Raw genomic sequence first — 26,139 nt, 5'->3', positions numbered from 1 at the left:
AAAAATAGTAGGATCGTGTGGTTAAGTATCCTTTAGAGCCTGTCTTATCCATTAAAAAGGATCGTGTAGACAGAGCAGAAAAGGTCGTTAAAGAGAAGCGCAGACTTTTAGAATTAGAGCAGGAAAAATTGCGTGAATGCGAAGCTGAGCGTGACAAAGTTAAGAATCACTATATGCAAAAAATTCGACAGCTCAGAGAGCAGTTGGATGATGGGACGACAAGTGATGCGATTCTTAAAATGAAAGCTTACATCAAGGTTGTCGCTATACAGCTTTCTGAGGAAGAAGACAAAGTCAATAAACAGAAAGAGAATGTACTAGCAGCAGCGAAGGAGCTGGAAAGAGCTGAGGTAGAGCTGACAAAGCGACGTAAAGAGGAAGAAAAAACGCGCTTGCATAAAGAAGAATGGATGAAAGAAGCGCTTAAAGAAGAAGCTCGCCAGGAAGAAAAAGAGCAAGATGAAATGGGGCAGTTGCTTCATCAATTACGTAAGCAAAAACAACGGGAATCTGGGGAGAATTAGTGTATGGAATTAAATAAAACTTCTGAATCTTTGTTTAGTGCAAAAGTTGAACATAATCAACCGCGAGCGGATGCACACGAGCCAAGAGATCAAAGAGAGGTTAAAGTTTTTTCTTTAGAAGGAAAATCTTCAGCTAAACAAGAGAAATTGGATCGTATGGCAGGCAGAACGACTTCTCGTCAAGAATCTGCAAAAAATTCTGAAGAGAATGTGGTTGAAGATAATTCCAAGAACGTTTCTTCCAGAGAGGAAGAGGAGAAAAAAGAAGACGGATTCTTTGCTGGAAGCAATCCAACATCCGGAATGGCTCTCGTTGATACACCTATGGCTGTAGCAAGCGAAGTCATGATGGAGACAAGTTCTATAACAGTGAGTCAAATAGATTTACAATGGGTTGAGCACCTTGTTTTGTCTACAGTTGAGTCTTTATTAGTTGCTGATGTAGATGGAAAACAGTTAGTGGAAATTGTTTTGGATAACAGCAACACAGTTCCAGAAGCTTTTTGTGGTGCGAATCTCACTTTGGTGCAAACTGGAGAAAACGTTGCAGTGTCGTTCTCGAGCTTTGTCGATCAGACTCAGGTTGCAGAAGCTATTCAATTAGTTCAGCAAAACCCTGAGCAGTTAGCATCTTTAGTAGGTTCTTTGAAAGCTCGTCAGTTAAATCTCACAGAGTTTGTTGTCGGTAATGTTGCTATGAACTTGCCTACTATTGAAAAAATGGAAACTCCTTTGCATATGATTGCTGCTTCCATTCGTCATCATGATCAAGAGGGAGAGCAAAAGGATAAGGGCCAACAAGAACATCATCAAGAACATCATCAAGAAAAGAAAGTAGAAGAAGCTCAGATATAAGGTATCCCCATGGCAGTTGCAGCAGAGCCTAGTAGTGGTTGGTTAAAAGCTAGAGAAGAATTACTACGTTCTTTGCAAAAACAGGAGGAAGAGGCTTCTTCTCTTCCTGTTTTCCCAAAGCAAGAGTGTGAGCAGAAACTTAAAGATAAGTTTCAATTAGAAGAAGTTGAGCTATCTTTTGTTTCGCGAGGACTTCTTTCTGCTGCAACTGCTGTGCAGGAGTACGGAGAGCATGTTTTATTACAATCTTTTTTGGCGACTCCTTTTGAGTCGGGAGAGTTTTATTTAGTTTCTTCAGAAGAAGATTTGCAAGCTCTGATAGGGACGATTTTTAATGACAATTCTCTAACTTCCTATTTTTACGAAAAGGACCGGTTGTTGGGATTTCATTACTATTTTGTTGCAGAGATTTGCAAGCTCTTCCAAGAAAGCGTTTGGATTCCTTCTATGGCTTTACGGGTCACAGGTGATGTGGCATTTTCTGCTCGCTCGTTGCAGGGAGACTATCATGTCGTACAAGTTGTCTGCCGCTTAGATAGTGCCTATGTACGCTTTTCTCTTTTAGTTCCTGAGACTACAGCTCAAAGCGCTTACAAATTCCTGGCGGAAAAAGATCAAGCTTTCGATATGCAGAAAGTGGATCTCCTAGCTCCTGTCACACTCGCTGTAGAAGTGGGCTTCTGTCAGATTTCTGAAGAAGATTGGCATCAAGTTGTTCCTGGGAGTTTTATTCTTCTAGACGCATGTTTGTATGACCCAGATACAGGGGACGCAGGAGCTTTTCTGTCTATTCAAGGCACACGGTTTTTTGGTGGACGGTTTTTAGATAAGCAGTCTGGATCTTTTAAAATTACCGGCCTGCAAGAACTTCAATTGGAAAATCCTCCTGAGGAACAAAGCGCAGAGGTTCCTGCGGCTCCTTTGCCGTCAGCAATGAAGATTGTTGCTGAAGTAGCTCGGTATTCTCTTTCTGTCGGAGAGTTTTTGAAGCTGGGCCCAGGAGGTATTTTACCCTTGGAAGGCGTACATCCTGCTTTAGGTGTCGATATTATTCTTAATGGAGCTAAAGTTGGACGTGGCAATATTCTTGCTTTGCAAGATGTTCTAGGAATTCAAGTTTTAGAAGTATAAGAAACGCTCTTTTAACGAAAAGTATAAGTCTTTATGCTTGGATTGGGTATACCATTTTCCTCATCTATAGCGAACTATCTCTTAACGCGAGAACTCAGTCGTAAAGTAGGATTAACTGTTTATCAAGGGATCGACGAAAGATCTTCTCGTCCTGTAGTTATCAAGACCCTGGTTTCTCCAGGAATTCATGATCAACGCTTTCTACGAGCTTTTGAGAAGGAAGCGAGAATCATGCAGCTTGTAGACCATCCTGCTTTTGTTCGACTAGAGGAAATAGGAGAATGGGAGCGAGGACGTTATTTTGTTTCCGAATATATTTTAGGAAATTCTCTGCGAGAAAGTATCCTCTCATCTCAAATAGCCTTAGATAAGGCCATTTCTATTGTTTTACAAATAGCACAGGCGATCACTACCCTTCATCAACATCAAGTTTTACATCTTGATATCAAACCAGAAAACGTAGTGCTGTCTCAATTAGGAGAGATTAAATTAATCGATTACGGGCTTTCGGCTTGGCAGTTCAATCATTGGGGTTCGCCCGCATACATGAGCCCTGAGCAAAGCAGACAGGAAACACTATCTCCAGCATCAGATGTATATGCTTTAGGGTTATTAGCCTACGAACTAATCATAGGGCAACTTTCTTTAGGAAAGGTATATTTATCTTTACTTCCGTCAAAAATTAGTAAAATTTTAACGCGTGCGCTTCAACCATCACCGGCAGCACGCTTTCCTTCTATGCGGGAGTTTGCTCTGGCATTACAAGAATATCTTGTGCATGATGTGCACGAAGACTATCGCCAAAAAGATCGTGTCCTTTCTCAACTGGAACAGATGCACCAACAAAGTTTATGGTTGTCTCCAGAAAAACTTTCTGCTCCAGAGGAAATGCTCGTTCAGATATATACACATAAAGAGTCCTATTATTTACATAATATTTACTATGATATGCTTGTGTTTGGAGACGTAGTGGAATTTTGGTTTTGCTATGCTCAGGGGAATTGTAGTTTTGCTTTCAGTATGATCAAACAGTTTCTTCATCAAAGGCAAGAGGCAACAAAGGATATTTTAACAGTAATAAATACAATCGATAATCTTTGTAAAACAATGGGAATCCCTATTTGTGAAGGGGGGATTTCCTGTTGTTGTTTTATATTTTTACCAGAAGAACTCATGTGCTTTTCTTGTGGGAAAACTGATTTCTCGTTAAAAAAGCAAACAAAGGGGGTGCAACGATTTCAAGCGGAATCGCAAGGAATTGGGGAGGAGGTTTCCCTAGAGATCCACGAACAATCCGTTGTGTGGGAACTTGGTGATGAGCTAATCGTGCATACTCCAAAGGCTAGAGATTTGGTCTATTTGTATTGCCCTTCTTTCCTGAAGTTGCAAGATAGAGGGCAAATAGATATATTCTGCCAAACAGGTGACCTACAAAAGGGAATAAGGCAGAAGCTTGACGGAAGTCTTTATCCTTCAACACTTATCAGCTTAAAAAGAGTCCGGTGAACATAGTGACGTCGAAAATAGGAAGCAAGATTTTAAGAATCATTCAAAATAACAAGAAATTGGGCCTCTTGTCTGCGTTAGTTGTTCTAGATGCGGCGTTGTTAAGTGTGAATTCACAGTCTAAAGAGGGTCTAAGCAATCCATCCATATCTTTGCAGAACTATCATGATACGGATCAGCATATAGCAGCTTGTCCTAAGAATATCGCGAAAAATTTAGCTAAAAAGAGTGCTCCGGGAGCGAAGCCAGTAACGGGACCTTCATCACCCGCACGCTCTGTATCGGTAAAAGCGAGCCCAGCTACTCCACAAGCTCCCATGACGCAAACACGTCATTTTAAGAAAAATCATCAAATTTTTTCGCCTAACTTTACGCAGCAGGCTCCTCAGCCCATGCCAAGGTCTGAAGAGAGACGCCGTCCTGAGCCTCGATATTTGCCGGGTACAGCTAAGCAGTCTGCAGTGACTAAGGAAAAAAAGGCCAGCGAACAAGATATTTCTAAACAAGAGGAAGAGGCTTTTAAGCTTTGGGAGGACAAACAGAACTACGCGCGTCGTGCAGTTAATGCGATTAATTTCAGTGTAAGAAAGCAGATAGAAGAGCAGCATAAAGCAGCTTCTACTAAAGGAAGTGAGGGCCCTCAATCAGGAAAACGAGATCTTAAGGGTTCCGAAGACCCTTCTATCAAAACTGTACAAGATAGCAGCCAAGATCAAGAAGAAGAAAAAAAAGTTCTTGAAAGATTGAATCAACGCTCGTTGACTTGTCAGGATTTGAAAGATGTTGGCTATACTGTAAATTTCGAAGATATCTCTATTTTAGAGCTGTTGCAATTTGTAAGTAAAATTTCAGGAACGAATTTCGTTTTCGATAGTAATGACTTACAATTTAATGTGACCATTGTTTCTCACGATCCTACTTCTGTAGATGATTTAGCAACGATTCTCTTACAAGTATTAAAAATGCACGACTTAAAAGTCGTTGAGCAAGGGAACAACGTACTAATTTATCGGAATCCGAAACTTTCGAAATTATCAACCGTAGTTACGGATGGATCTGCGAAAAATACGTGCGAAGCTGTAGTGGTTACACGTGTTTTCCGTTTATACAGCGTAAGTCCTTCTGCTGCTGTAGGAATTATTCAACCACTTCTTTCTCATGATGCTATTGTCAGTGCATCAGAATCTACAAGACACATTATTGTTTCTGACATTGCAGGGAATATTGAAAAAGTTCGAGAGTTACTGCAAGCATTAGATAGTCCTGGTGCTGCTATTGATATGTCTGAATATGAGGTGCAGTTTGCCAATCCTGCTGCGTTGGTTAGCTATTGCCAAGATGTTCTTGGAGCCATGGCAGAAGAAGAGGCTTTTCAGATTTTCATTCAACCAGGAACAAATAAAATTTTTGTTATTTCGTCTCCACGATTGACAGCGAAGGCTATTCAATTGTTGGAGTCTCTTGATATTCCAGAAATGGCACATACTTTAGATGATGTGACGAGTCCTGCAGCTGCTTTAGGCAGCTCCGGGGCTGCGAATCCCAAGAGCCTGCGTTTTTTCATGTATAAATTGAAATATCAAAATGGTGCTGCCATCGCGCAGGCAATCCAGGATATTGGGTACAATCTTTATGTTACAACAGCGATGGATGAAGATTTCATCAATACGCTGAACAGTATTCAATGGTTGCCTGTCAATAACTCCATCGTCGTTATTGGAAACCAAGCTAATGTAGATAAAGTTGTGAGCTTGTTAAATGGACTAGATCTTCCACCAAAACAAGTGTACATTGAAGTGTTGATTCTAGAGACTAGTTTGGAAAAATCTTGGGATTTTGGAGTCCAGTGGGCAGCTCTTGGCGATGAGCAGGGTAAAGTAGCGTACGCTTCTGGGTTATTAAGCAATACAGGTTTAACGGAGCCTTTCCGCAATCAAGCATTGCCTATAGCTCCAAATCCAGGAAATATTTCACTGCCAACTCCAGGTCAGCTAGCAGGGATCAGCGATATGATGTACGGATCTTCTGCTTTTGGCTTGGGAATTATTGGAAATGTTCTCAGCCATAATGGGAAATCTTACTTGACGTTAGGGGGATTATTAAGCGCTTTAGATCAAGATGGGGATACAACAATTGTGCTTAACCCTAGAATCATGGCGCAAGATACGCAGCAGGCGTCCTTCTTTGTGGGGCAGACGATTCCTTTCCAAACTACAAGTACGATTATTCAAGAAACAGGCTCTGTTACACAGAACATTGAGTATGAAGATATTGGAGTAAATCTTGTAGTAACTTCAACGATAGCTCCTAATAACGTTGTGACTCTACAGATTGAGCAAACAATTTCAGAGTTACATTCAGCACAAGGAGTGCTCACTCCTGTGACAGACAAAACGTTTGCGGCTACAAGGTTACAAGTACCTGACGGATGTTTCCTTGTGATGAGTGGGCATATTCGGGATAAACTGACAAAAGTAGTTTCCGGTGTTCCTTTGCTCAGTTCTCTTCCTTTAGTTAAAGGTCTCTTTAGTCGGACGATTGATCAGCGTCAGAAACGCAATATTATGATTTTTATTAAACCAAAAGTCATCAGTAGTTTCGAAGAAGGAACGGCCTTATCTAACAAAGAAGGATATCGTTATAACTGGGAAAGTGAAAGAGGATCTTTAGAAATTGCTCCTCGTCATGCTCCCGAATGTCAGCATATTCCTAAGATCCAAGCAGAAAGTGATTTTAAAATGCTGGAAATAGAAGCTGAATAATGTTATAAGGATTGCAAGTTGGTATTCTAACGCCATGGAATAGCTTCTGACTCTAATGTTTTTGCATAAGGGGGAAGTCAAGAGGGACTGGAGTTAGCCGTATCTCCAGTTCTCTTGGCTTTTTATTGAGTTGGCCTAAATAGCTCAGTTGGTAGAGCAACGCATTCGTAACGCGTAGGTCGTCGGTTCGATCCCGGCTTTGGGCATGCTCGGGTAGGGTGTATTGGTTAGGGGAGTCCTTAGATATTTGTTCATGTAACAAGCCGTCAGTGTCTAAGTACGAAAGAGGAAAGCAATCATTCCTTCGTCCCCTCTTTCAGACTCGAATAGTCAATCGCTCTGCCCGAGGTTTTGTTGTCTGAGCTCGTATCTGAGCAATCACTTCTTTCTCAATGGTCTGATTTGAAGCGTCTTGGTTGTATAAAACAAGATGGCCTCGGCGTAGTTCCCAGAACATAGGATCCCATAAAGGGTGTTTTTCTTGATCTTCTATCCATTGCATACTCATTCCTAACCGTATCCAACTTGTTGCATCCAAGGCTTCTTGTAAATCTAAACAACAAGAATGTGTCAGCATGCCTATAGCACGAAGTATCCGGTTCTTCACTTCTGTGGAATGTTCTTTTAAGAGCAAAGCTCTAGCTTCAGTCTCTGAAGATAAAATTTTCGTTACAACAAATCTTAAAGAAGAAAGAATCTGCTCTTCGGATAGGCCTAGCGAGCATATATTGGATAAACATAGAATATCCCCTAAAGATTCCTGAGATAACGGAAGTAATGAAGAACACGTAAACTCACGTTGGTGAGGAGTTAATAGCTCTGTGAGTTTGTTTCTGTGCTTAAGTGCAGGAACATGCACAAAAGCTCGAGCAGTGAGCGCCGTTCCGCAGCGTAAAGGATCCGTAGTTAAAAATCCAAAATCAGTAGAAAAAGCAAAAGAAAGACTCTTTTGTAAGCGTATATCTAAATCTATCAACTTTTGTAGCAAAACTTCTGGCTGCCATACAAAATCGATACCGTGTATGATCAAATGATCACAAAGATTAATCCCTATCAGGAGAGTTCCTGCTCGATTAACCATCAGAGCCTCTCCCTCTAAACAACTTCCTAAATCATAGGGGAAAAGATAGTGCTCCAATAGACACTCTCGTTGCCAAACCGGTAAATCTTTAAGCGGGAGAAGATAAAATTCTTCTCCTTCAATATTTAAAAACGGTTTTGCGATTGTCTCTAAAATATCTCGTTTATTCTCTTTAGAGAGACAGGGCACGAATTTAGCAACAGAAAGATTCCTTGATAAGGAGAGTGTAGAAATAGGACGTAAAGTCTCTATTCTGGACGAGTACTTAGTAGCAGCAATAGCTGTAAGGATATCGTTAGGAAGCATCGGTAGTATTCTGATTTTTTAGCTGATTAATCTGATCACGAATTTCTGCGGCTTGCTCATAATCTTCTCGGCGCAGAGTCTCTTGTAAGGCTTCATGTAAGGCGATCAATTGCATAGCGGGGGTGACACTAGGTGTTTCTACATTTCCCAAAGCTCGGCCGATATGAAAGTGATTGGTCTTGTCTGATGTATAGGATGAAATGGCTTGATAACGCAAGAGCCTAGATAGAATTAGAGATTTAAAGGTCCTATAGCATAACGGACATCCTAATAAGATTTTATCAGTATCGCGAATGCACCATTTCGTTTTACAGTTGCCGCATTCTAGAATGAGTTCGAGATTGGTAGGGGAAGCAAGAAGGGTTTCTCGGTCATAATACCGAGAGGGATATGGGCAGTTGTCGCATACGTAGCATCGCGAGGTGATGGTATCAGAAATCTCCGTGAAGCAAATCGTCGCAGGTTGCTGGCAGTTATAGCAAAGAGCAGAAGACTCTGAAAGGGTCATACCAAAAGCCTTATCAATTACAATGAAGTACTTTCAGCAATAACAGAAAAGACAAAGGAAAGAAATGTTTTTGATAGGAAGAAAAAAGAAATGGGTCTTGAAGGATTCGAACCTTCGACCCTCTCATTAAAAGTGAGATGCTCTAACCGCTGAGCTAAAGACCCATATTTCTTTTTACTAATGACCCCAAGGGGATTCGAACCCCTGTTACCGGAATGAAAATCCGATGTCCTGGGCCAGGCTAGACGATGGGGCCAGGACGGAAGTAATGCTACCATTAAATCCTTTTTTTCTGCAAATTCCTTTTTCTCTTAACTCGTTTACTTTGAAGAAAAAGTCGACTGCAAAAAAGCAGATTATACCGAAGCTAATTCTGCCTCTTTTTGCTTCGCAAGCTCTTCTATCTGCTTACAAAACTTATCTGTGAGTTCTTGAATTTTCTTTTCCAACCCTTTCACAGCATCTTCTGTTAGACTGTTGTCTTTTTTCAGTCTATCATTAAAATTACGGCGAATACCACGAATAGAAACCTTCGCTTCTTCACTTTTTCGTTTCAGTTGCTTGATAACTTCACGTCTGTATTCTTCCGTAGGCTCGGGAATATTGATCCGAACAGTAGAACCTTCCACCACAGGCTGAAGGTTTAAATTCGCAGCTAAAATCCCTTTAGAAATAGCAGAAACAGTCCCCGCATCGTAAGGGGAGATTAAAAGTTGTCGCGTATCAGATACACTAACTGATGCGATATCTGAGAGCCGCATCGTAGTCCCATACACTTCAACGGTAACCGTCTCTACCAGAGCCGGGTGTGCTTTCCCAGTTCTAAATCCACGAGTCTCTTTCTGGAAAAACGTTAAAACCCCGGACATCTCTTTCTCTGCAGAAGCGAGCGTCATAGTTGCCCTCCTTCTGTAGAAGATACTACTGTACCAACAGCATTAAAGATTGCCTCTTCCAAGGAGTGTCTGGCAAAGCTAAACATTTTAATTGGGATTCCTGAATCCATACACAAAGATACTGCTGCAGGATCAATCGCTCCTAGCCCTTGAGAAAGAAAATCTCTATAAGAGATGTGGTCGTACTTTACTGCATCAACGAATTCACGAGGATCTTTATCATAGATACCATCCACATGCATCGTTGCCTTAAGCAAAACATCGACTTTTAATTCACAAGCACGCAAAGCTGCGCCTGTGTCTGTTGTTAAGTACGGTGCGCCTGCCCCCATCGTACAGATAACAACTTTGCCCTGGCTTAGGGCTTCAGATGCCTTTTGCGGATTATATAACTCTGCTAACTGTGGGCACGACAGAGTCGACGTCAACAGATTGGGCACATCCTCAGTCTTCAGAGCATCTGCTAGCGCCATTCCATTGATCAATGTCGCTAACATTCCCATCTGATCAGCCGAAACTCGATTGATCTGTAAGTTTTGACTTTGCGAGAGGCCGCGAAGAATATTTCCCCCACCAATGACCACTGCAACCTCAACATCTGCATTGCGGACAACTTTTAACTCCGCAATCAACCGAGAGAGACGCTCTTCGCTGATTCTATTGTTGGAATTCGCATCAGAGAGAGCTTCCCCAGAGATCTTGAACAAAACTCGTTTTACTCGTTTTTTCATCATCTCGCCACTTAGTTTACGCACCTATTTTCCAAAAAATAAAGTGATCCACCTTCAGAGGCTCCCCACTAGCCTTTGCTGTTCTATTAACTAAATCCTGAACAGTGATCTCAGGATCTTTAATAAAGGCCTGCTCTAACAGGCAAACTTCTTGGAAAAACGCCTTAAATTTCCCCTTAGTAATCTTCTCAATTACCTCTTGGGGTTTTCCAGCAACCTGGGAAGCAAATACTTCTTGCTCACGTTCCAAAACTTCTTGAGGTACGCTTTCCTTACTCAAGAAAAGTGGCTGGCTAGCTACAACATGCATAGCAATATCTTTTGCCAACGCTTCTTGTTTGTCAGAGCCAGAAAGAAAAACTACAGCAATAGCTTTCCCATTCCCGTGAGAATAAATTCCTACACTTTGGTCGGAGTTAACAGGCATATAAAGCGCACGGCTTATACGAATGTTTTCTCCGACTGTCTGCATAGTTACAGCCTTGAGCTCCTCCACAGACAAAGAAGGCTCTTGAGAAGACATTACACGAGCCAACGCCTCAACATCGCTAAGTCTATTGTTGAGGAGATCAGATAATAAACCAGAAACGAACGCTCGAAAGACGCCATTATTGGCGACAAAATCTGTCTCAACGTTCACCTCGATGATAGCTGATCCTCGTTCATCGACTAACGCAGCAACAACGCCTTCTTTTGTCTCTCGGTGTTCCTTTTTACTTGCAGAGGCAAGCCCCAGCTTCCGTAAATAAACAACAGCGTCCTCCAAATTACCCTTTGCGTGTTCAAGAGCCTCTTTACATTTGGTCAGGCCTACACCTGTCTGTTGTCTTAAACTTTTCAATGCTTCCATGGAAAAATTGCTCATTTCAATGCCTCACAATTTTCAACATCAGTCCAAAGGAAAAAACCCTCTTTAGAATCAGAGTCACCCTGAACTTCTCTTGAAAAAGACAACTCCTCCATGACCTCTTCTATAGATTTTTCTATAGGACGTACAGGAGATAAAATTGCCAACCCTGCATGTTTTTTCGCATCGATAACAGCATCTTTGAGTACATTTATGATCAAACGAATACTCTTCATTGAATCATCATTACATGGAATAACATGATTTATGGGTGTTGGATCACAGTTTGTATCAACCAAAGCCATCACAGGAATACCAAGCTTTCCGGCCTCTGCTACAGCAATACGCTCGTAGCCTGGATCAACAACAACCAAAAGCCCCGGAAGAGTACTCATGTGACGAACCCCTTCTAGGTTGTTAAGCAGCTTACGATGTCTCTTAGCTAACAAAGAGATCTCTTTTTTCGTGAGAATAGAATTAGGAGTTTCAAGATCAAGTTCAATTCTGTTTAACGTTTTTACAGAATTTCTGATAGTGGCCATGTTGGTCAACATGCCTCCCAACCATCTCTCAGAAGCAAAAAATTCCCCACATTCAATAGCAGCGTCTTTGATAATTTGCTTGGCCTGTTTTTTTGTCCCAACGAACAAAATAGATTTTTCCTGCTCAACAATTTTCTGAATACAAACAACAGCCCTCTTTAACTGAGAGAGAGTTTTTGCTAGATCGATAATATAGAGGTCATTTTTTTCTTCAAAAATGAAAGGGCGCATCTTCGGATTCCAGCGACTCGTCTGGTGTCCAAAATGTGCTCCGGATTCTAAAAGTTCTTTCAATGTTAATTCGCAGGAAAATGCCAAGCTTTGTCCCTCCTCTTACGTGTCAACAAGGCATCTGAGATAAACTCAGATTTCAGACTTGGTAAAGTCATTTTTTATTTCAAATTTAGCGCCCGATCAGAATCGAACTGACACCGGTAGCTTGGAAGGCTACAGCTCTACCATTGAGCTACGGGCGCGCTCAAATGAACTGATATACTAGTGAAAGTTAAGTTTTTATGCAATAGTGTTTTGGATAAATTTTTGATTCGTAACGAAGAAAAAAGAGAGAAGGAAAAGAAAATATTAGAGATGTTTTGAAAAAACTGGACTCGACCGAAGCCGAGTCCAGAAACACCAGAAGTGTCTATTGATGAAAATAAGCTTAATGAAAAATTTTTTATAAAATCACACCGTTATTAGAAACGGAATTGAGCATTTACGTGAGCTGCTCTTTCATCGATTAAACGAGCTTCAACAGTAACTGCATATTTATCTGCATCTACAACCGTTGTTCCAACAGCTATACCACAAGATTTTCTAGATTTCATCTTGTTGATCTGCATGGAGACAATTTGTAAAGTATCTGCTAAAGCATTTGCTTGTTGTCCGTCGGTGTTTTCTGTCGTTGACCCTGCCCCAGCAATTGTAGGGTTCCAAGTGGTCACTTCCAAAATTGGTTGCGCAAGTTTCGGTTGAGCTATACGAATTGCATCTGCATCAAAGCTAGCTCTGGACCATTTAACCCCAATATATGGAGTAAACATATTTAGTCTATAAGACAAAGCCAAACTTGCTTGCCACTCATGGTAATCGATGGAAGCATCTTTAGTTCCTGTAGCGTTCTCCGTTCCCGCTGTGATATCTAAAGGAAATGTTTGACCAACATAACCCTTAGGTTTATTAATTGTGAACTCTGCGGCGTTGCAAAGAACGTTTAACTCTTCGACCTTAGGTTTAGATTGAGCATACTGGAAGGACGCGCCTAAAGTTGCACAACCACACTCCCAAAGAGCAGCGCGGGCCCCAACGCTCCAGGCAAAAGCTGTGTCAGTGTAAAGTTCAACAACTGCTTGCGATAGGGAAACGTTTGGGACTGTTTTAGCCGTCGCAACGTTATTCACTTGTGTTGGATCCCCAAATAAACCAACCAAGTTAAAAGAGGCAGAATTCCCCTTGAGGTAACCACTAGCGGCCCCTAGTGTACAGAATACATCAAAACGATCCCAAATGTTCAACGCCATGAAAGCTGCATTCGTAAACATTTCGGCATCCTGGAAATGCTTACCATAAGCAGGATTCGTTCGGCTAACCAATGAAGTAGGGGAGGTTACTGCGTCCCCAGTATCTGCTATTGTAGGAGTCGCTCCCATCTCAAACTCTTTACTCACATCTGTTTTCAAAACACGATCGAAAACAAAGTCACCATAGTAGCCTAAACGCATGCTGATAGCATCACACCAGGTAGTGCAAGGATCACAAGGGTCCCCGCCAAAACCTTCCCAAAGAATCCCGTCAATCATAAGACTTGGTTCAGCAGGATTCCCCACAGGCAGAGCGTGCAAGGAGGAAGCAGAACCCAAAGCGGCAAACATTAATACCGATTTCAGGAGTTTTTTCATTCTTACCTCTAAGATTGTATATTTAGCTCTCTTTGTGCTCGCTATCTCTTTCTGGCGGCACTGTGTCCAAGTTAAAGCCAGACAAGATATCCTGTAGCAATGAATGGCTTTGAGGAGTGTCTTGCAAGTATAAAGCAGCCTTAATCAAGAACATTTCGTTCAATGCTCGAGACCATAACAAAAATTTCTTATTATCGTAAAGTTGATAAGAAAAATGCCTGTCTCAGGAAGAAGCCCTTAAGCGCCTCCTGTCCTAGCAATAAAGCAGATTTCTATTTTTGTATATCTTTTTGTTTGTTCTTGTGTCAAAAACGGACTGAAAACAGAGTATGGAGCAAGAATAGAAAAACGTTAGTCACTCAAGATAAGAATGCTAAGAGTTAATTATAAAAGAAGGGGGGTATGATTTTTAATTCTAATAACAGGGATTTTTATTTGAAGCATCTGTAGATTAAAGATTCCATGAAAGCAGATGATTTTTTTGTAAGAAAAGCGAAATTTTTGTTTTGATGGGAACGTTTTTGACAATCATCTAAGAATGTAAACGACACAGTCCGTACATGAGAAGAAAACAACGCAAACTGCTTTCTGTCCCAGAAAAAGCGAACCGATTACTTGTGGGATTTATTATTGCTCTTTCTATCATTACTTTGCGTATATGGCATATCGCTGTCGTTCAACACGAGAAAAAAAAAGAAGAGGCCTATCGTCCACAACGAAGAATTATTCCGGAACATTGTGATCGTGCCCGGGTGTGCGACCGTTTTGGAAGAACGCTGGCAGAAAATGTTTTACAATACAATGTGGGAGTTTCTTACCGCGCAATCCGAGATATTCCCGCTCGTGTTTGGCATACTGATGAGCAAGGGTACAAAAGGTTAGTTCCTGTTCGTAAGGACTATATTAAAAAATTCGCAAATTTTTTAGCTCAAGAACTCAATATGGATCAGGATTTTGTTGAAGATACAATCCATGCTAAAGCTTCTATATTGGGTTCCGTGCCTTATATTCTTCAAGCGAATGTGTCAGAACGCACTTTCTTACGACTCAAGATGATAGAAAAAGACTGGCCAGGATTACATGTCGAATCCTCTGTTCGTAGACATTATCCTGAAGGACGTACAGTCTCGGACTTATTGGGATATGTGGGCCCAATTAGTGCAGAAGAGTACAAAAAAATCACTCGAGAGCTAGGGAAATTAAGGGAATGCATTCGCGCTTATGAAGAAGGTGAAGATCCGAAGTTTCCTTTAGGGATATCGAGCATAGATCAGGTTCGTAAGCTTCTACAAGAGTTGGAGATGCATGCATATGGATTGAACTCTTTGATTGGGAAATTAGGTATCGAATCTTTTTGTGATCGAAAATTAAGAGGATTGATTGGCAAACGATCTATGCTCGTTGATCGCCGAGGAAACTTTATTCAGGAAATGGAAGGGGCTTCAGCAGGGAGTTCTGGAAAAAAAATACAGCTTACGATTTCTACTGAATTACAAGCTTTTGCTCATGAGCTTCTTGCAGAACATGAGCGTGGAGAGACTTTTCGTGATTATCGGCAGTGGCGTCAACAACAATACCTTCCGCCATTTTTCCCTTGGATAAAAGGCGGGGCTATTGTAGCGATGGATCCGAAGAATGGTCAGATTTTAGCTATGGCCTCTTCTCCTCGTTACGACAATAATGACTTTATTAATATGAAAGACTCTCCGCATCAGGAAGAATGTCGTGCTTCTGTTTTGCGATGGTTAGAGAATCTCGAATACATTGGGGAGGTCTTTAATAGACGTATTCCTTTGAGAAGAGAGCGGTTGGATCCTTTTTCTAAGAAATATTTTGATGAGGAACTCTCTTTTTCTTACCGCGCTTTTTTAGACTTTATCCTTCCAGATACCTCTACGGTAAAACAGTTAGTATTGGAGAAAGGTTCTGTGGGATTGTCTATTTATCTGCAAGGGAAGGTAGATCAACTTTTGGAAATCTTTGATTGTGAACCAAAAGATTGTGGGCTGATGTTTGATGTTCTTTTCCCAAAAGAAGATGGTCATGAACCCATAGGAGAGGTCACTTCTCTTAGACGGCAAAAGCTATTAAGAGAAGTCCTTATAGAAAAAAAAGAAGAAATTCAAGCTCTTAAAGAAGAACTACTTCCTATTTTGATCAAGCTTCCAGCGAACTATGATAAGATACTATTTTTGGATTTATTGCGAACGGCGATAGATCCTGAAAAAGTCTCCATCTCTTTGTTAGCGGAGATCGGTCATATGTCTGTGCTAGACTTTGTAGATTATCAAGGGCATTTTGTTGCTTTGAGAAAATCTTTTTCTAAGCTAATGGAGAATGTGTTTATAGATCAAGATTTCGCTGCTTGGAGGAAGGAGTGTTTCGCACAGTTTATCAAAGAGAAGCGTGATGACGAGTTAGCGCGTAAACAACGATTCCCAACACCTTATGTAGATTATTTATTGGAAGAGAGGCTACGGCAATATGCTCTTTTTTGCGAAGAGCATATGGATGCTTTTGTAGCTTTTTTGTTGTCTGATAAAGACACACCTCCTAATCATCCTTACTATAAAGAAATCGCTTGTTGGCGCGATGAGCTGCGTTCAGGGGCGCATCCAGCTTTGGAATGGCGTGAGCATTATGATTTTTTAAGCAATCGTTTGTCTCAAGTTTCTTGCGATCCATGTGAGCTGTTCGCTGCTTTTCGTGAATTTTCTGAACTTAAACGTCCTTTATACGGACAGTATCCACTTACGCTTACGCGGAATAAAGAGCAAATAGAGCAAGATCTTATTGCATCTTTTTATCCTATCTATGGTTACGGTTATCTATCCACTCATGCTTTCGGTCAAGCGGCTACTTTAGGATCGATTTTCAAACTTGTTTCTGCTTATTCAGTATTGGTCCAGCATCTTTCAGATTCTGAAGATTTGTCTAAGTTATTGGTGATTGTAGATAAGCAGTCGTTAGGGTATCGCTATGGAAAATCTCATGTAGGGTTCTTTAAAGATGGCTCTCCCATTACTTCCTTTTTTAAAGGAGGAATGCTTCCTGGGAATGATTATGCGGGGAGAGGATATATCGATCTTATCTCCGCTTTAGAGATGTCGAGTAATCCTTATTTCTCTTTGCTTGTTAGTGAATATCTTTCAGATCCAGAAGATTTGTGTAAGGCAGCAAAGCTGTTTGGATTTGGAGAAAAAACGGGTATTGGTCTTCCTGGAGAATACGCAGGAAGAGTACCTGTAGATGTCGCGTACAACCGTTCAGGGTTATACGCGACTGCTATAGGGCAACATACTCTTGTTGTGACTCCTTTGCAGACGGCTGTTATGATGGCCACACTAGTGAATGGTGGAATTGTTTATGAGCCTAGTCTTATACAAGGAGAGTGGAGTGAAGGAACATTTTCTCCAGTTTTTGCCAAAAAAAAGAGAGAGATTTTTCTGCCTGATTCGATAGTAAATCTGTTCAAGCAAGGAATGCATAATGTGATTTGGGGGCAATATGGGACAACGAGACTTATGCGTCAACGATTTGCTCCTGAACGGTTATCTCGTATCATCGGGAAAACTAGCACAGCGGAGGTTGTTACACGTGTTGGGTTAGATCGTGAGCGAGGGCGGATGAAATTGAAAGATGTATGGTTTGCCGCGGTAGGGTATGAAGATGAGGCGCTCACGCTTCCTGATATTGTTGTCGTTGTCTACTTGCGACTAGGAGAGTTTGGAAGAGATGCTGCTCCTATGGCAGTCAGAATGATAGAAAAATGGGAAGAAATTCGTAAAAAATTTTCGATTAGTCGGTGATTGGCACAGTTTTTGCTCCTGTAATGAGTAAGGTTTTACTTTGACAGGGAACGACTATGGAAGAAGCGGAAAAACGTTTAGCGAAAGAGTTTTTGTGCTCTGGGATCAATTTATTTTTGAGTGGTGAATACGAACAAGCTGAAGAAAGGTTAAAAGAGTCTTTAGAGTTAGATTCAGAAGCTGGATTAGCGTATTGTTACTTAGGGATCATTGCTTTAGAAACAGGCCGTACACCAGAAGCTTTAGTTTGGTGTAAGAAAGGTTTGGATGCCGAACCCGGAGATAGTTACTTAAGGTATTGCTATGGTGTTGCCTTAGACAAAGCAGATCGTACAGAAGAGGCGATCGAACATTATCAAGCATATGCAGAGTTTCATCCTGAAGATATAGAATGTCTTTTTAGCTTAGGAAGTGCCTATCATCGTACTCTGCGCTACGAAGAAGCAATAGCTTGCTTCGATCGTATTATGCAAGTCGATCCTTGGAATCCTCAAGGCCTTTATAACAAGGCGGTTATTTTAGCAGATATGGAAAACCAAGAGGAGGCCATCGCTTTATTAGAATTAGTGGTCAAAAGAAATCCTTTATATTGGAAAGGTTGGGTGAAGTTAGGATACCTACTTTCTAAGAATAAGATGTGGGACCGGGCAACGGAAGCGTATGAGCGTGTTGTTCAATTACGCCCTGATTTGTCCGATGGGCATTACAATCTTGGCTTGTGTTATTTAACGCTTGATAAAACCCGGTTAGCTTTGAAAGCCTTTCAAGAATCTTTGCAGTTGAATGCTGAGGATGCTGATGCGCATTTTTATATAGGATTAGCACATATGGATCTTAAGCAAAATGAGTTGGCCTATGATGCCTTTTACCGGGCTTTGGGTATTAACTTAGACCATGAGCGCTCGCATTACTTGCTAGGATATTTACATCATATGCAGGGAGAGTCTGAAAAGGCGGAAAAGGAGCTTTCTTTCTTAGTCGCTAAAGAATCGATATTCGCACCTCTTTTACAAAAGACTGTGAGTAGTCCTTCTTTTTTCAGTAAAAAAGAGACTCTTTTTTGAAGAACGGAGCATAGAAAAATTTTTATGGCATAGGTAGCAAACTTTCAGGAAGCCATTAAAATTTTCCTGTCTTTTTTGTTTATTTATGTTGTAGAAAAATTCCATTTTTTTTACGATCCGTGTCCAACAAGTTTTTTTCTTAAGGACTGTTAGACAGTCCTTTCCTTGGGTCTAGGGAGAGACAGTCTCTCTTCCTAGGCTGTCTTTTTGAGGGGAAGTAGAAGTAATAGTTTTTCTCTGCGAGTTTCGCTCAAGGCAGAACGGTAGCCTGATGAGGGAGGAGGATCATGGACGCGCCGGTAGATCATTTTCTGCAGCAGCAGGAGTATCCTTATGGATTTGTGACTCCTATACAGTCTGAAGGGTTAGCTCCCGGGATCAGTGAGGAGCATATTGAACAACTGGTTCATTTACGAGGTGAGCCAAAATTTTTATTGGATTTTCGATTAAAGGCTTTTCGTCTGTGGCAAAAGATGGAAGAGCCGCGATGGGCCCGTATCCACTATGCGCCGATTGCTTATGATAAAATTGTGTATTTTTCAGCGCCTAAATCGAAAAAGCCTTTAGGGAAATTAGAAGACGCCGATCCTGAAATCCTCGAAACGTTTAGAAAATTAGGTATTCCTATTGATGAGCAAAAACGACTGCTTAATGTGCAGGATGTTGCTATGGATCTAGTGTTTGATTCCGTTTCGATAGGAACGACTTTTAAAAAAACGTTAGAAGAAGCGGGTGTAATTTTTTGTTCGTTCCGGGAAGCTATTCGTTGTTATCCTGATTTGGTGAAGCGTTATCTAGGATCTGTAGTTCCTGCTCGAGATAACTTTTTTGCTGCCTTGAACTCTGCTGTTTTTAGTGATGGGTCGTTTGTTTACATTCCTAAGGGAGTACGCTGCCCAATGGAGATTTCCACTTACTTTAGAATTAATGATAAAGAGTCTGGACAATTTGAGCGTACCCTCATCATTGCGGAAGATGATGCTTATGTAAGCTATCTAGAGGGATGTACAGCTCCATCTTTCTCTTCACATCAATTGCATGCTGCTGTTGTTGAGCTCATAGCGAATAACCGTTCTGTTATTCGCTATTCAACGGTGCAGAATTGGTATCCTGGAGATCGTGAGACAGGGAAGGGAGGGATTTATAATTTTGTAACAAAACGAGGATTGTGTGCAGGAGAGCGATCTAAGATTTCTTGGTCTCAAGTTGAAGTTGGTGCTGCGATTACTTGGAAATACCCGAGCTGTATTTTAAAAGGAGAGACTAGTGTCGGGGAGTTTTATTCTATAGCATTGACAAATGGGAAGATGCAGGCAGACACAGGAACGAAAATGTTGCATATAGGCAAAGGCACCTCTTCGACTATAGTTTCTAAAGGGATTTCCGCAGAAGAATCCCACAATACTTTTCGAAGTTTAGTTTCGATTTCTGAGCAAGCTGTTGGAAGTTGTAATTATACGCAGTGTGATTCCATGCTTGTTGGCACCTCATGCGGAGCTTACACGGATCCGCAAATTGTTGTTAACAATGGAGAGAGTTGTGTTGAACATGAAGCGACAACTTCTAAACTTCGTGAGGAACAACTGTTTTACTTACGGAGTCGAGGATTGAATACCGAAGAGGCTGTTAGTTTAGTGGTGCATGGTTTTTGTAGAGAAATTATTGAACTTTTGCCTTTAGAGTTCGCTCGAGAAGCGACTAAGTTATTAATGATTAAGTTAGAGAATAGTGTAGGCTAAAGATGCTTCATCTGTGTGATGTACATGTGTGTTGTGAAGAACAACGGATATTGGAAGGGTTATCATTGTCAATTCGTCCAGGCGAGTTGCATATTATTATGGGGCCAAATGGGGCAGGGAAATCAACTTTAGCTAAAGTATTATCTGGAGATGGGAGCGCAGAGGTTATTTCTGGGACAATGACTTTAGAAGGGAAGGATTTAATTGAAATGTCTCCGGAGGAACGGGCACACGCAGGTATGTTTATTAGTTTCCAACATCCTCCAGAAATTCCTGGAGTGAACAATCGTGTATTTTTAAAAGAAGCTTGTAATGCTTGTCGAAAGGCTCGTCAGCAGCCAATTTTTGAGGATATCGCTTTTGATGAGTTTCTTTCTTGTTTGGAAGAGGCCTACGGGTTTCCTGGTTTTCATTTTTTTGCAGATAGAAATGTCAATGAGGGTTTTTCCGGGGGAGAGAAAAAGAAAAACGAGCTTTGGCAAATGTTAGCTTTAGAGCCCAAAATGGTTGTTCTAGATGAACCAGATTCAGGTGTCGATATCGATGCTCTTAAGGGGATTTGCTCTGTTTTACAAACTTATCGAAGCAAGCATCCTGAAGCAGCCTTTTGTATAGTGACGCATAATCCAAAAATGAGAGACCTTTTACATCCTGACTATGTGCATATTCTTTTGAAGGGACGCATTGTTTTTTCAGGAGATCAGCATCTCATGGAAGAGTTGGAACAGAAGAGTTATCAAGAATTACTCGATGTCGTTACCCAGGAGTAAACAATGTGGGGGACCCATCAGCAAAAGTTTATATGTTCTGATGTTCGATTATCAGAAATGGGACGTTCTTTATGGGAGGCATATAAGCATAATCGTATATTTCGAGAGGTTTGTTCTTGGTTATGGGATATGACACAAAGCATAGGGACTTGGTCCCATTGCTTTGGAGGAGAAGAGGCGCTTGTTACTATCCCCGAAAGGAAGGAGATAGAGTGTGTCTTAATTAATGGGTGCTTTATCCCTTCTTTATCGAACCTTCCTTCGGGAACTATTGTGGCTCCCTTACGTGAGGCGCGGGCGTTTTTTCAAAACTCTCAGAGTGCAGATCCATTAGAAGCTTTGCATTCTTTTCTTCGTTCTGAAGAAGGGCTAGTGATTTATATTCCTGAGGGGCAGGAGTTTACTGTTTCTTGGATGGTGCGTCATTATTATATCTGTGAAGAAGAGAATTATCACAAGGTATGTGTTCCCTATATTGTTTTCATTTTAGGCAAGGGAACAGCTGCTTCCATAGAGATGGAAATATTAGCGCTTCCGCAACATTTCCATCTCTTTGGACAAACGCTCTGTTTCCTTGGAGAGGAAGCAGAGCTGATTTTGACTATGCGCTCGCTTCCTAAAGGAGTAGAAAATATTCTTTGGTCTCATCATGTGGAAGTAGAGCGTCGCGGGGCATGTGCTATTGTTCAGGAAATGGACTCAATGGGTAAAGGGTGGTTTCGTAATCACTTTTTATTAAAAGGAGAAGCTGCACATGGGGAGTCGTTGGTTAAAATTCATAATGGAGAGTGTTTAGGTGTGCATAACATGATGTATCATGATGCACAAGCAACCTCTTCTCGCCAAAACATCCGTTCTATTTTAGAGGAAGGATGTTTTGCTTTTGAAGGAGGCATTCATATTAGTTCTAAAGGCAATTTATCGAATGCTTATCAGAAGCACGATACTCTGTTATTGAGTCATCATGCTTCAGCACGAACTTTTCCTCGATTGGAAATATTAACTGATGATGTCAAAGCTTCACACGGGGCTACAGTAGGTTCTTTGGATGCTCATCTACTTGCATATCTTCGTTCTAGAGGATTCAGCTTAATGGATGCGAAAAAAGCTTTGCAGAAAAGCTTTTTAGCTTTGGGTATAGAAAATGATTATTTCCGAAAACTGCAGAAAAAAGGTCTTTCAAATGTATGATGTGAAAAAAGACTTTCCTATTTTTCGAAGTCAGGGAGATTCTTATGTGTATTTGGATTCTGCGGCAACAGCACACAAGCCTCAATGTGTGATTGATGCTGTCACAGATTACTACAGTTCTTCTTATGCTACGATAAATCGTGCACTTTACAGTGCTTCTCATGATATTTCTTCAGCACATTGGCAAGTTCGCTCAAAGGTCTGTTCTTGGATTGGAGCGCAATACGAACAAGAAATTGTATTTACCAGAGGGACAACGTCTTCTCTGAATATGTTGGCGATAGCAGCTAATGATAGTTGGTTAGCTGGGGGCACGGTTGTTATTTCAGAAGCTGAACATCATGCCAATCTTTTGTCTTGGGAAATTGCTTGTCAACGTTCCGGAGCCAAAGTAAAAAAAGTGCGTGTTGATAATGAAGGTATGGTAGATCTTAACCATTTAGAAAGCTTGTTGCAGCAAGGGGTACAGCTAGTTTGCTTAGCACATGTGAGCAATGTTTCTGGAGCCATTTTACCTTTGCAAGAGGTTGCTCTTTTGGTTCATCGTTACGGTGCTCTTTTTGCTGTAGATGGTGCTCAGGGAGTAGGGAGAGGACTTTTGAACCTTTCGGAGTGGGATGTTGATTTCTATGCTTTTTCTGGTCATAAACTCTATGCCCCTACTGGTATAGGAGTTTTGTATGGTAAGAGGGAACTTTTGAAGGCTCTTCCTCCTGTCGAAGGTGGAGGAGATATGGTTATCGTATACAATTCAGAAGAGCCTTACTATCAAGAGCCGCCTTTGCGTTTTGAAGCAGGGACGCCTCATATTGCTGGAGTTTTAGGATTAGGTGCAGCTCTTGATTATTTGCAATCGCTGCCTTTTTCTATTTCTGACCGTTTAACCGAGCTGACGAATTTTTTGTATGAACAGCTACTTACAGTGCCTGAGATTCAGATTGTGGGTCCTCAACAAGGAGCTCCGAGAGGTTGTTTATGTAGTATCACTGTTCCTAAGATGCAAGCTTCCGATTTAAGCTTTTTACTAGACGGAAGAGGTATTGCTGTACGTTCAGGTCATCAATGTTCGCATCCTGCAATGGTGCGTTGGGATTTGGGTCACGTTCTACGAGCTTCTTTAGGTATCTATAATGATCAGCGAGATATTTTTCTCTTTATTGAAGCATTGAGTGATATTTTGCAGTTATGCCATCCGTAAGCCTGTAGTATATGTAAGTGGGATATATGGCTAGCTTCTCCAACTTGATTTGGATTGTGGGATTTTGTATCTTGAGTTTTTGAATTAGGAAAATATTGTGAATAGATTACCTAGTGAAGATACGCTGTTAGAAGTCAATATAGAAGATGTTCGGGTCAGTCCTTTTCAGCCTAGACGTATATTCCTTGAAGAAGATCTAAAAGAGTTGATCCTTTCTATAAAGGCTGTAGGGTTGATTCATCCTCCAGTAGTGAGGGAGATCCGTAACGGAGATAAAATATTATATTATGAGTTAATAGCAGGAGAGCGCCGTTGGCGCGCTCTTCAATTAGCAGGATATAAAACGATTCCTGTAGTTGTGAAACCGGTTTTAGCTGATGATATCGCTGCGGAAGCAACTTTAATAGAAAACATTCAAAGGGTGAACTTGAATCCTTTGGAAATGGCAGAGGCTTTCAAACGACTGATTGTCGTTTTTGGTCTCACTCAAGATAAAGTGGCTCATAAAGTGGGAAAGAAACGTTCAACAGTAGCAAACTATCTGCGTTTATTTTCTCTTTCTAAAGAGATTCAAGAAAAAATCTCGTCTGGGGAGTTGACTCTAGGCCATGCTAAAGTCATTTTATCTTTAGAAGATGACAATTTAAGAAAGATTCTTAGCCAGAAGATCATCTCTTGTAAGCTAGCCGTTCGCGAAGCAGAAATGGAGGCTAAGCGTTTAGTAGAAGGCAAAGAAAATACTTGTAAAAAAGAGATTCCCCAAACCTCTTCTCGTTTAAGCTTATACCAAGAACGATTAGCAACCACGACTGGCTACCCTGTGATAGTCAAGCCTCAAGGGAAACGGATATGTGTGTCATTTTTTGTAGAGGGAGAAGAGGCATTAGAAGCTTTAGAGAAGGCGTTGACCACACCTTCTTCAGAAGCTATTTTGTAAGATTATCCTTTGGAATCTGAAAAGACTCATCTGTTGTTAGAGGAAGATGCAAGTCACGACGATCTTCAGGGAACTCTGGCAATTGCGAATGAAGGAGCATTCGTGTATACGGATGCTGAGGATGACAAAAGATATCTTCTGTGGGCCCCGTTTCTACAAGTTGTCCTTTGTACATGATGAGTAGATCTGTGCAGAATGAACGGACGACGGCAAGATCATGTGAGATGAATAAGTAAGTCAGCCGAGCTTGCTGTTGCAGCGAGGTCAGCATATTGAGGATCTGAGCCTGCATAGAAAGATCCAAGGCAGAAACGATTTCATCACAAATAATTAATTGGGGAGCTCCCAATAAAGCTCTAGCAATAGAAATCCGTTGCAGCTGTCCTCCAGATAACTGATGTGGATACACATATAGATAATCTGTAGAGATACCTACTAAGGAAAGGGCTCTTTCTACAGTAGTTGCTAGTTCTTCTTTAGAAACTAAACGATGATATAATAAAGAGTGGCTTAGGGCATCAAAAATCGTTTTACGAGGGTTTAAAGATGAACGTGGATTTTGAAATACCATGCGTACCTGCGAACTCAGGTATTGACGTCCTTGCTTATTGTGTAAAGGGATGGGTTTATCATTGAGCGTAAGATACCCCGATGTCAAAGGAATAAGGCCTGCAAGCCCTAAAGCTAACGTGGTCTTACCTGATCCAGACTCTCCTATCAGACCAACGATTTTGTGTTTAGGAATAATAAAGGAAACATTATTCAGAGGTGTCGCAGCGATCTTTTTTTTTTGAAACCAGAAAGACCTCTTGTAATAATGCTTTGTCAAGCGACTCGCTTGGAGTAAACTAGGATTATTCATATAACCAGCACCTCACATGATGATGATCGTTTAAAGATGTCGTTTTTGGAGGCTGTTTGAAACAGATCGGAAGAGCTTTACGGCAACGAGGAGAATAACAGCACCCTTCGGGGAGGCGTGTGTAGTGTGGCGGATGTCCCGAAATAGGGATGAAGCTTTGTTTCTTATACTGAGAAGGACGAGAGGCTAAAAGATCCTCAGTATAGGGGTGCATAGGAGAATGAAAGATCTTTTGTACAGAAGAGTATTCCGCCATACGACCTGCGTATAAGACAAAGACATCGTCTGCCATTTCTGCAACGACTCCCATGTCGTGAGTGATTACGAGAAGACTCATCCCTGTTTTTTTCTGCAAAGTTTTAAGAAGTTGTAAAATTTGGTATTGCACAGAGACATCTAAAGCAGTTGTAGGTTCATCTGCTATTAATAGCTCAGGAGATGTCAGTAAGGTCATAGCTATGGCCATGCGTTGAAGCATTCCTCCAGAGAGTTCATGAGGATATAATTTCATACAGCGTTCAGGATCTTGAAAGCCTGTTTCTCGTAGTACCCCTAGAATGCGCTCATGTGCAATTTTCCTTGTTAAATCCAGATGCGTGTGGATCATTTCATGAAATTGTTGTTCGATAGTGAATACGGGATCGAAAGAGGCGAGTGGATTCTGAAAAATCATGGCGATTTTCGATCCGAATAGTGATTTCGAAGTCGTATTTTTCCGATCAAGCAGGTTTTCTCCACAAAAGAGAGCTGTCCCAGAACAAGAGAAATGTTCTTCGGGGAGAAGCTGCATAAGAGATTGCGCAGTGACAGATTTACCTGATCCAGATTCTCCAATGATTGCTAAAGTTTGTCCAGGGAAAACATTGAAAGAGAGCGATTCAACAACAGGAAACGACACCCCATTTTTAGTCAGAGATACAGAAAGATTTTGAACTTGGAGAAGAGGCTGAGCACGCATAGCTATGTATCTCCTACTAGTTTC

21 protein-coding genes and 4 tRNA genes are annotated in these 26,139 nt (G+C 41.2%); 13 read left to right on the top strand and 12 right to left on the bottom strand.

Translation table 11 applies throughout. The annotated features are described in order from the left end of the window. Nucleotides 1-17: 17 nt before the first annotated feature. The 6 genes from cdsO (at nucleotide 18) to IJ490_RS03410 (ending at nucleotide 6,984) form a co-directional block, all read left to right on the top strand. On the top strand, nucleotides 18-524 hold the full coding sequence (cdsO, locus tag IJ490_RS03435) for a type III secretion system protein CdsO (protein WP_291894010.1): 507 nt from the start codon (nucleotides 18-20) through the stop codon (nucleotides 522-524). Between the two features lie 3 nt (nucleotides 525-527). After that, nucleotides 528-1,379: a DUF5421 family protein gene (locus IJ490_RS03430; RefSeq protein ID WP_291894007.1), complete on the top strand. Its 852-nt coding sequence runs from the start codon at nucleotides 528-530 to the stop codon at nucleotides 1,377-1,379. A 9-nt stretch (nucleotides 1,380-1,388) separates the two neighbouring features. Continuing rightward, nucleotides 1,389-2,510, top strand: a complete 1,122-nt coding sequence (gene sctQ / locus IJ490_RS03425; protein ID WP_291894004.1) for a type III secretion system cytoplasmic ring protein SctQ — start codon at nucleotides 1,389-1,391, stop codon at nucleotides 2,508-2,510. Between the two features lie 33 nt (nucleotides 2,511-2,543). Further along, a complete protein-coding gene (locus IJ490_RS03420; protein ID WP_291894001.1) occupies nucleotides 2,544-4,016 on the top strand; it encodes a serine/threonine-protein kinase in 1,473 nt (490 codons plus the stop codon). Next, complete coding sequence (locus tag IJ490_RS03415; RefSeq protein ID WP_291893999.1) at nucleotides 4,013-6,778, top strand: type II secretion system protein GspD; 2,766 nt, start codon at nucleotides 4,013-4,015, stop codon at nucleotides 6,776-6,778. Before IJ490_RS03420 ends, IJ490_RS03415 begins: the two co-directional genes overlap by 4 nt. 133 nt (nucleotides 6,779-6,911) lie before the next feature. Next, nucleotides 6,912-6,984, top strand: a tRNA-Thr gene (locus tag IJ490_RS03410). A 110-nt stretch (nucleotides 6,985-7,094) separates the two neighbouring features. Here the strand turns inward: IJ490_RS03410 and IJ490_RS03405 are convergent. The 10 genes from IJ490_RS03405 to IJ490_RS03360 all read right to left on the bottom strand — a co-directional run bounded on the left by IJ490_RS03405 (nucleotide 7,095) and on the right by IJ490_RS03360 (nucleotide 13,587). Next, a complete protein-coding gene (locus tag IJ490_RS03405) occupies nucleotides 7,095-8,165 on the bottom strand; it encodes a protein arginine kinase (protein WP_291893997.1) in 1,071 nt (356 codons plus the stop codon). Continuing rightward, the gene (locus IJ490_RS03400; RefSeq protein WP_291893994.1) at nucleotides 8,155-8,673 is read right to left on the bottom strand and encodes a UvrB/UvrC motif-containing protein; all 519 of its coding nucleotides are present in this window, start codon (nucleotides 8,671-8,673) and stop codon (nucleotides 8,155-8,157) included. Before IJ490_RS03400 ends, IJ490_RS03405 begins: the two co-directional genes overlap by 11 nt. Before the next feature lie 91 nt (nucleotides 8,674-8,764). Next, nucleotides 8,765-8,837: transfer RNA gene (locus IJ490_RS03395), tRNA-Lys, on the bottom strand. Between the two features lie 17 nt (nucleotides 8,838-8,854). Continuing rightward, nucleotides 8,855-8,929: transfer RNA gene (locus IJ490_RS03390), tRNA-Glu, on the bottom strand. A gap of 100 nt (nucleotides 8,930-9,029) precedes the next feature. Beyond that, a complete protein-coding gene (frr, locus tag IJ490_RS03385; RefSeq protein ID WP_291893992.1) occupies nucleotides 9,030-9,569 on the bottom strand; it encodes a ribosome recycling factor in 540 nt (179 codons plus the stop codon). Continuing rightward, the gene (gene pyrH / locus IJ490_RS03380) at nucleotides 9,566-10,303 is read right to left on the bottom strand and encodes a UMP kinase (RefSeq protein ID WP_291893989.1); all 738 of its coding nucleotides are present in this window, start codon (nucleotides 10,301-10,303) and stop codon (nucleotides 9,566-9,568) included. The genes frr and pyrH overlap by 4 nt, the downstream gene beginning before the upstream one ends. A gap of 13 nt (nucleotides 10,304-10,316) precedes the next feature. Further along, on the bottom strand, nucleotides 10,317-11,165 hold the full coding sequence (gene tsf / locus IJ490_RS03375) for a translation elongation factor Ts (RefSeq protein ID WP_291893986.1): 849 nt from the start codon (nucleotides 11,163-11,165) through the stop codon (nucleotides 10,317-10,319). Continuing rightward, entirely contained in the window at nucleotides 11,162-12,007 is an 846-nt protein-coding gene (gene rpsB, locus IJ490_RS03370; protein ID WP_291893984.1) for a 30S ribosomal protein S2, read from the bottom strand. The genes tsf and rpsB overlap by 4 nt, the downstream gene beginning before the upstream one ends. Before the next feature lie 87 nt (nucleotides 12,008-12,094). Further along, nucleotides 12,095-12,165: transfer RNA gene (locus IJ490_RS03365), tRNA-Gly, on the bottom strand. A 219-nt stretch (nucleotides 12,166-12,384) separates the two neighbouring features. Beyond that, nucleotides 12,385-13,587 carry a porin gene (locus IJ490_RS03360; RefSeq protein WP_291893981.1) on the bottom strand — a complete coding sequence of 401 codons (1,203 nt, stop codon included), beginning with the start codon at nucleotides 13,585-13,587 and terminating at the stop codon, nucleotides 12,385-12,387. Between the two features lie 560 nt (nucleotides 13,588-14,147). On the opposite strand from IJ490_RS03360, the gene IJ490_RS03355 reads away from it, so the two are divergent. From IJ490_RS03355 to IJ490_RS03325, 7 genes are all read left to right on the top strand, one after another. Next, complete coding sequence (locus IJ490_RS03355) at nucleotides 14,148-17,396, top strand: penicillin-binding transpeptidase domain-containing protein (RefSeq protein WP_291893978.1); 3,249 nt, start codon at nucleotides 14,148-14,150, stop codon at nucleotides 17,394-17,396. Nucleotides 17,397-17,452: 56 nt separating this feature from the next. Then, nucleotides 17,453-18,460, top strand: coding sequence for a tetratricopeptide repeat protein (locus IJ490_RS03350; RefSeq protein WP_291893975.1), 1,008 nt, complete (start codon nucleotides 17,453-17,455; stop codon nucleotides 18,458-18,460). A gap of 287 nt (nucleotides 18,461-18,747) precedes the next feature. After that, nucleotides 18,748-20,199, top strand: a complete 1,452-nt coding sequence (gene sufB, locus IJ490_RS03345) for a Fe-S cluster assembly protein SufB (RefSeq protein WP_291893973.1) — start codon at nucleotides 18,748-18,750, stop codon at nucleotides 20,197-20,199. Between the two features lie 2 nt (nucleotides 20,200-20,201). Further along, nucleotides 20,202-20,969 carry a Fe-S cluster assembly ATPase SufC gene (sufC, locus tag IJ490_RS03340; RefSeq protein WP_291893970.1) on the top strand — a complete coding sequence of 256 codons (768 nt, stop codon included), beginning with the start codon at nucleotides 20,202-20,204 and terminating at the stop codon, nucleotides 20,967-20,969. Nucleotides 20,970-20,972: 3 nt separating this feature from the next. Beyond that, nucleotides 20,973-22,160, top strand: coding sequence for a SufD family Fe-S cluster assembly protein (locus tag IJ490_RS03335; protein ID WP_291893967.1), 1,188 nt, complete (start codon nucleotides 20,973-20,975; stop codon nucleotides 22,158-22,160). Then, the gene (locus IJ490_RS03330) at nucleotides 22,153-23,358 is read left to right on the top strand and encodes a SufS family cysteine desulfurase (RefSeq protein ID WP_291893964.1); all 1,206 of its coding nucleotides are present in this window, start codon (nucleotides 22,153-22,155) and stop codon (nucleotides 23,356-23,358) included. Before IJ490_RS03335 ends, IJ490_RS03330 begins: the two co-directional genes overlap by 8 nt. Nucleotides 23,359-23,455: 97 nt before the next feature. Then, nucleotides 23,456-24,295: a ParB/RepB/Spo0J family partition protein gene (locus IJ490_RS03325; protein ID WP_291893961.1), complete on the top strand. Its 840-nt coding sequence runs from the start codon at nucleotides 23,456-23,458 to the stop codon at nucleotides 24,293-24,295. Here IJ490_RS03325 and IJ490_RS03320 read toward each other — a convergent pair. Together IJ490_RS03320 and IJ490_RS03315 are read right to left on the bottom strand one after the other, a co-directional pair. Continuing rightward, a complete protein-coding gene (locus tag IJ490_RS03320; protein WP_291893958.1) occupies nucleotides 24,285-25,157 on the bottom strand; it encodes an ATP-binding cassette domain-containing protein in 873 nt (290 codons plus the stop codon). The genes IJ490_RS03325 and IJ490_RS03320 overlap by 11 nt on opposite strands. Next, nucleotides 25,150-26,115: an ABC transporter ATP-binding protein gene (locus IJ490_RS03315; RefSeq protein ID WP_291893955.1), complete on the bottom strand. Its 966-nt coding sequence runs from the start codon at nucleotides 26,113-26,115 to the stop codon at nucleotides 25,150-25,152. Before IJ490_RS03315 ends, IJ490_RS03320 begins: the two co-directional genes overlap by 8 nt. Between the last annotated feature and the right edge of the window lie 24 nt (nucleotides 26,116-26,139).

The organism is Chlamydia sp., from assembly GCF_017472245.1.
Taxonomy (GTDB): domain Bacteria; phylum Chlamydiota; class Chlamydiia; order Chlamydiales; family Chlamydiaceae; genus Chlamydia.
This window is presented reverse-complemented; position numbering and strand designations above follow the sequence as displayed.

Bases quoted from the DNA above. Each gene is read 5' to 3' on its own strand.
- tsf (WP_291893986.1), bottom strand. From the start codon at position 11,165: ATGAGCAATTTTTCCATGGAAGCATTGAAAAGTTTAAGACAACAGACA.
- IJ490_RS03315 (WP_291893955.1), bottom strand. From the start codon at position 26,115: ATGCGTGCTCAGCCTCTTCTCCAAGTTCAAAATCTTTCTGTATCTCTG.
- IJ490_RS03420 (WP_291894001.1), top strand. From the start codon at position 2,544: ATGCTTGGATTGGGTATACCATTTTCCTCATCTATAGCGAACTATCTC.
- IJ490_RS03400 (WP_291893994.1), bottom strand. From the start codon at position 8,673: ATGACCCTTTCAGAGTCTTCTGCTCTTTGCTATAACTGCCAGCAACCT.
- sufB (WP_291893973.1), top strand. From the start codon at position 18,748: ATGGACGCGCCGGTAGATCATTTTCTGCAGCAGCAGGAGTATCCTTAT.
- IJ490_RS03430 (WP_291894007.1), top strand. From the start codon at position 528: ATGGAATTAAATAAAACTTCTGAATCTTTGTTTAGTGCAAAAGTTGAA.
- sufC (WP_291893970.1), top strand. From the start codon at position 20,202: ATGCTTCATCTGTGTGATGTACATGTGTGTTGTGAAGAACAACGGATA.
- IJ490_RS03335 (WP_291893967.1), top strand. From the start codon at position 20,973: ATGTGGGGGACCCATCAGCAAAAGTTTATATGTTCTGATGTTCGATTA.
- IJ490_RS03405 (WP_291893997.1), bottom strand. From the start codon at position 8,165: ATGCTTCCTAACGATATCCTTACAGCTATTGCTGCTACTAAGTACTCG.
- IJ490_RS03330 (WP_291893964.1), top strand. From the start codon at position 22,153: ATGTATGATGTGAAAAAAGACTTTCCTATTTTTCGAAGTCAGGGAGAT.
- frr (WP_291893992.1), bottom strand. From the start codon at position 9,569: ATGACGCTCGCTTCTGCAGAGAAAGAGATGTCCGGGGTTTTAACGTTT.
- IJ490_RS03355 (WP_291893978.1), top strand. From the start codon at position 14,148: ATGAGAAGAAAACAACGCAAACTGCTTTCTGTCCCAGAAAAAGCGAAC.
- sctQ (WP_291894004.1), top strand. From the start codon at position 1,389: ATGGCAGTTGCAGCAGAGCCTAGTAGTGGTTGGTTAAAAGCTAGAGAA.
- IJ490_RS03360 (WP_291893981.1), bottom strand. From the start codon at position 13,587: ATGAAAAAACTCCTGAAATCGGTATTAATGTTTGCCGCTTTGGGTTCT.
- IJ490_RS03350 (WP_291893975.1), top strand. From the start codon at position 17,453: ATGGAAGAAGCGGAAAAACGTTTAGCGAAAGAGTTTTTGTGCTCTGGG.
- pyrH (WP_291893989.1), bottom strand. From the start codon at position 10,303: ATGATGAAAAAACGAGTAAAACGAGTTTTGTTCAAGATCTCTGGGGAA.
- IJ490_RS03320 (WP_291893958.1), bottom strand. From the start codon at position 25,157: ATGAATAATCCTAGTTTACTCCAAGCGAGTCGCTTGACAAAGCATTAT.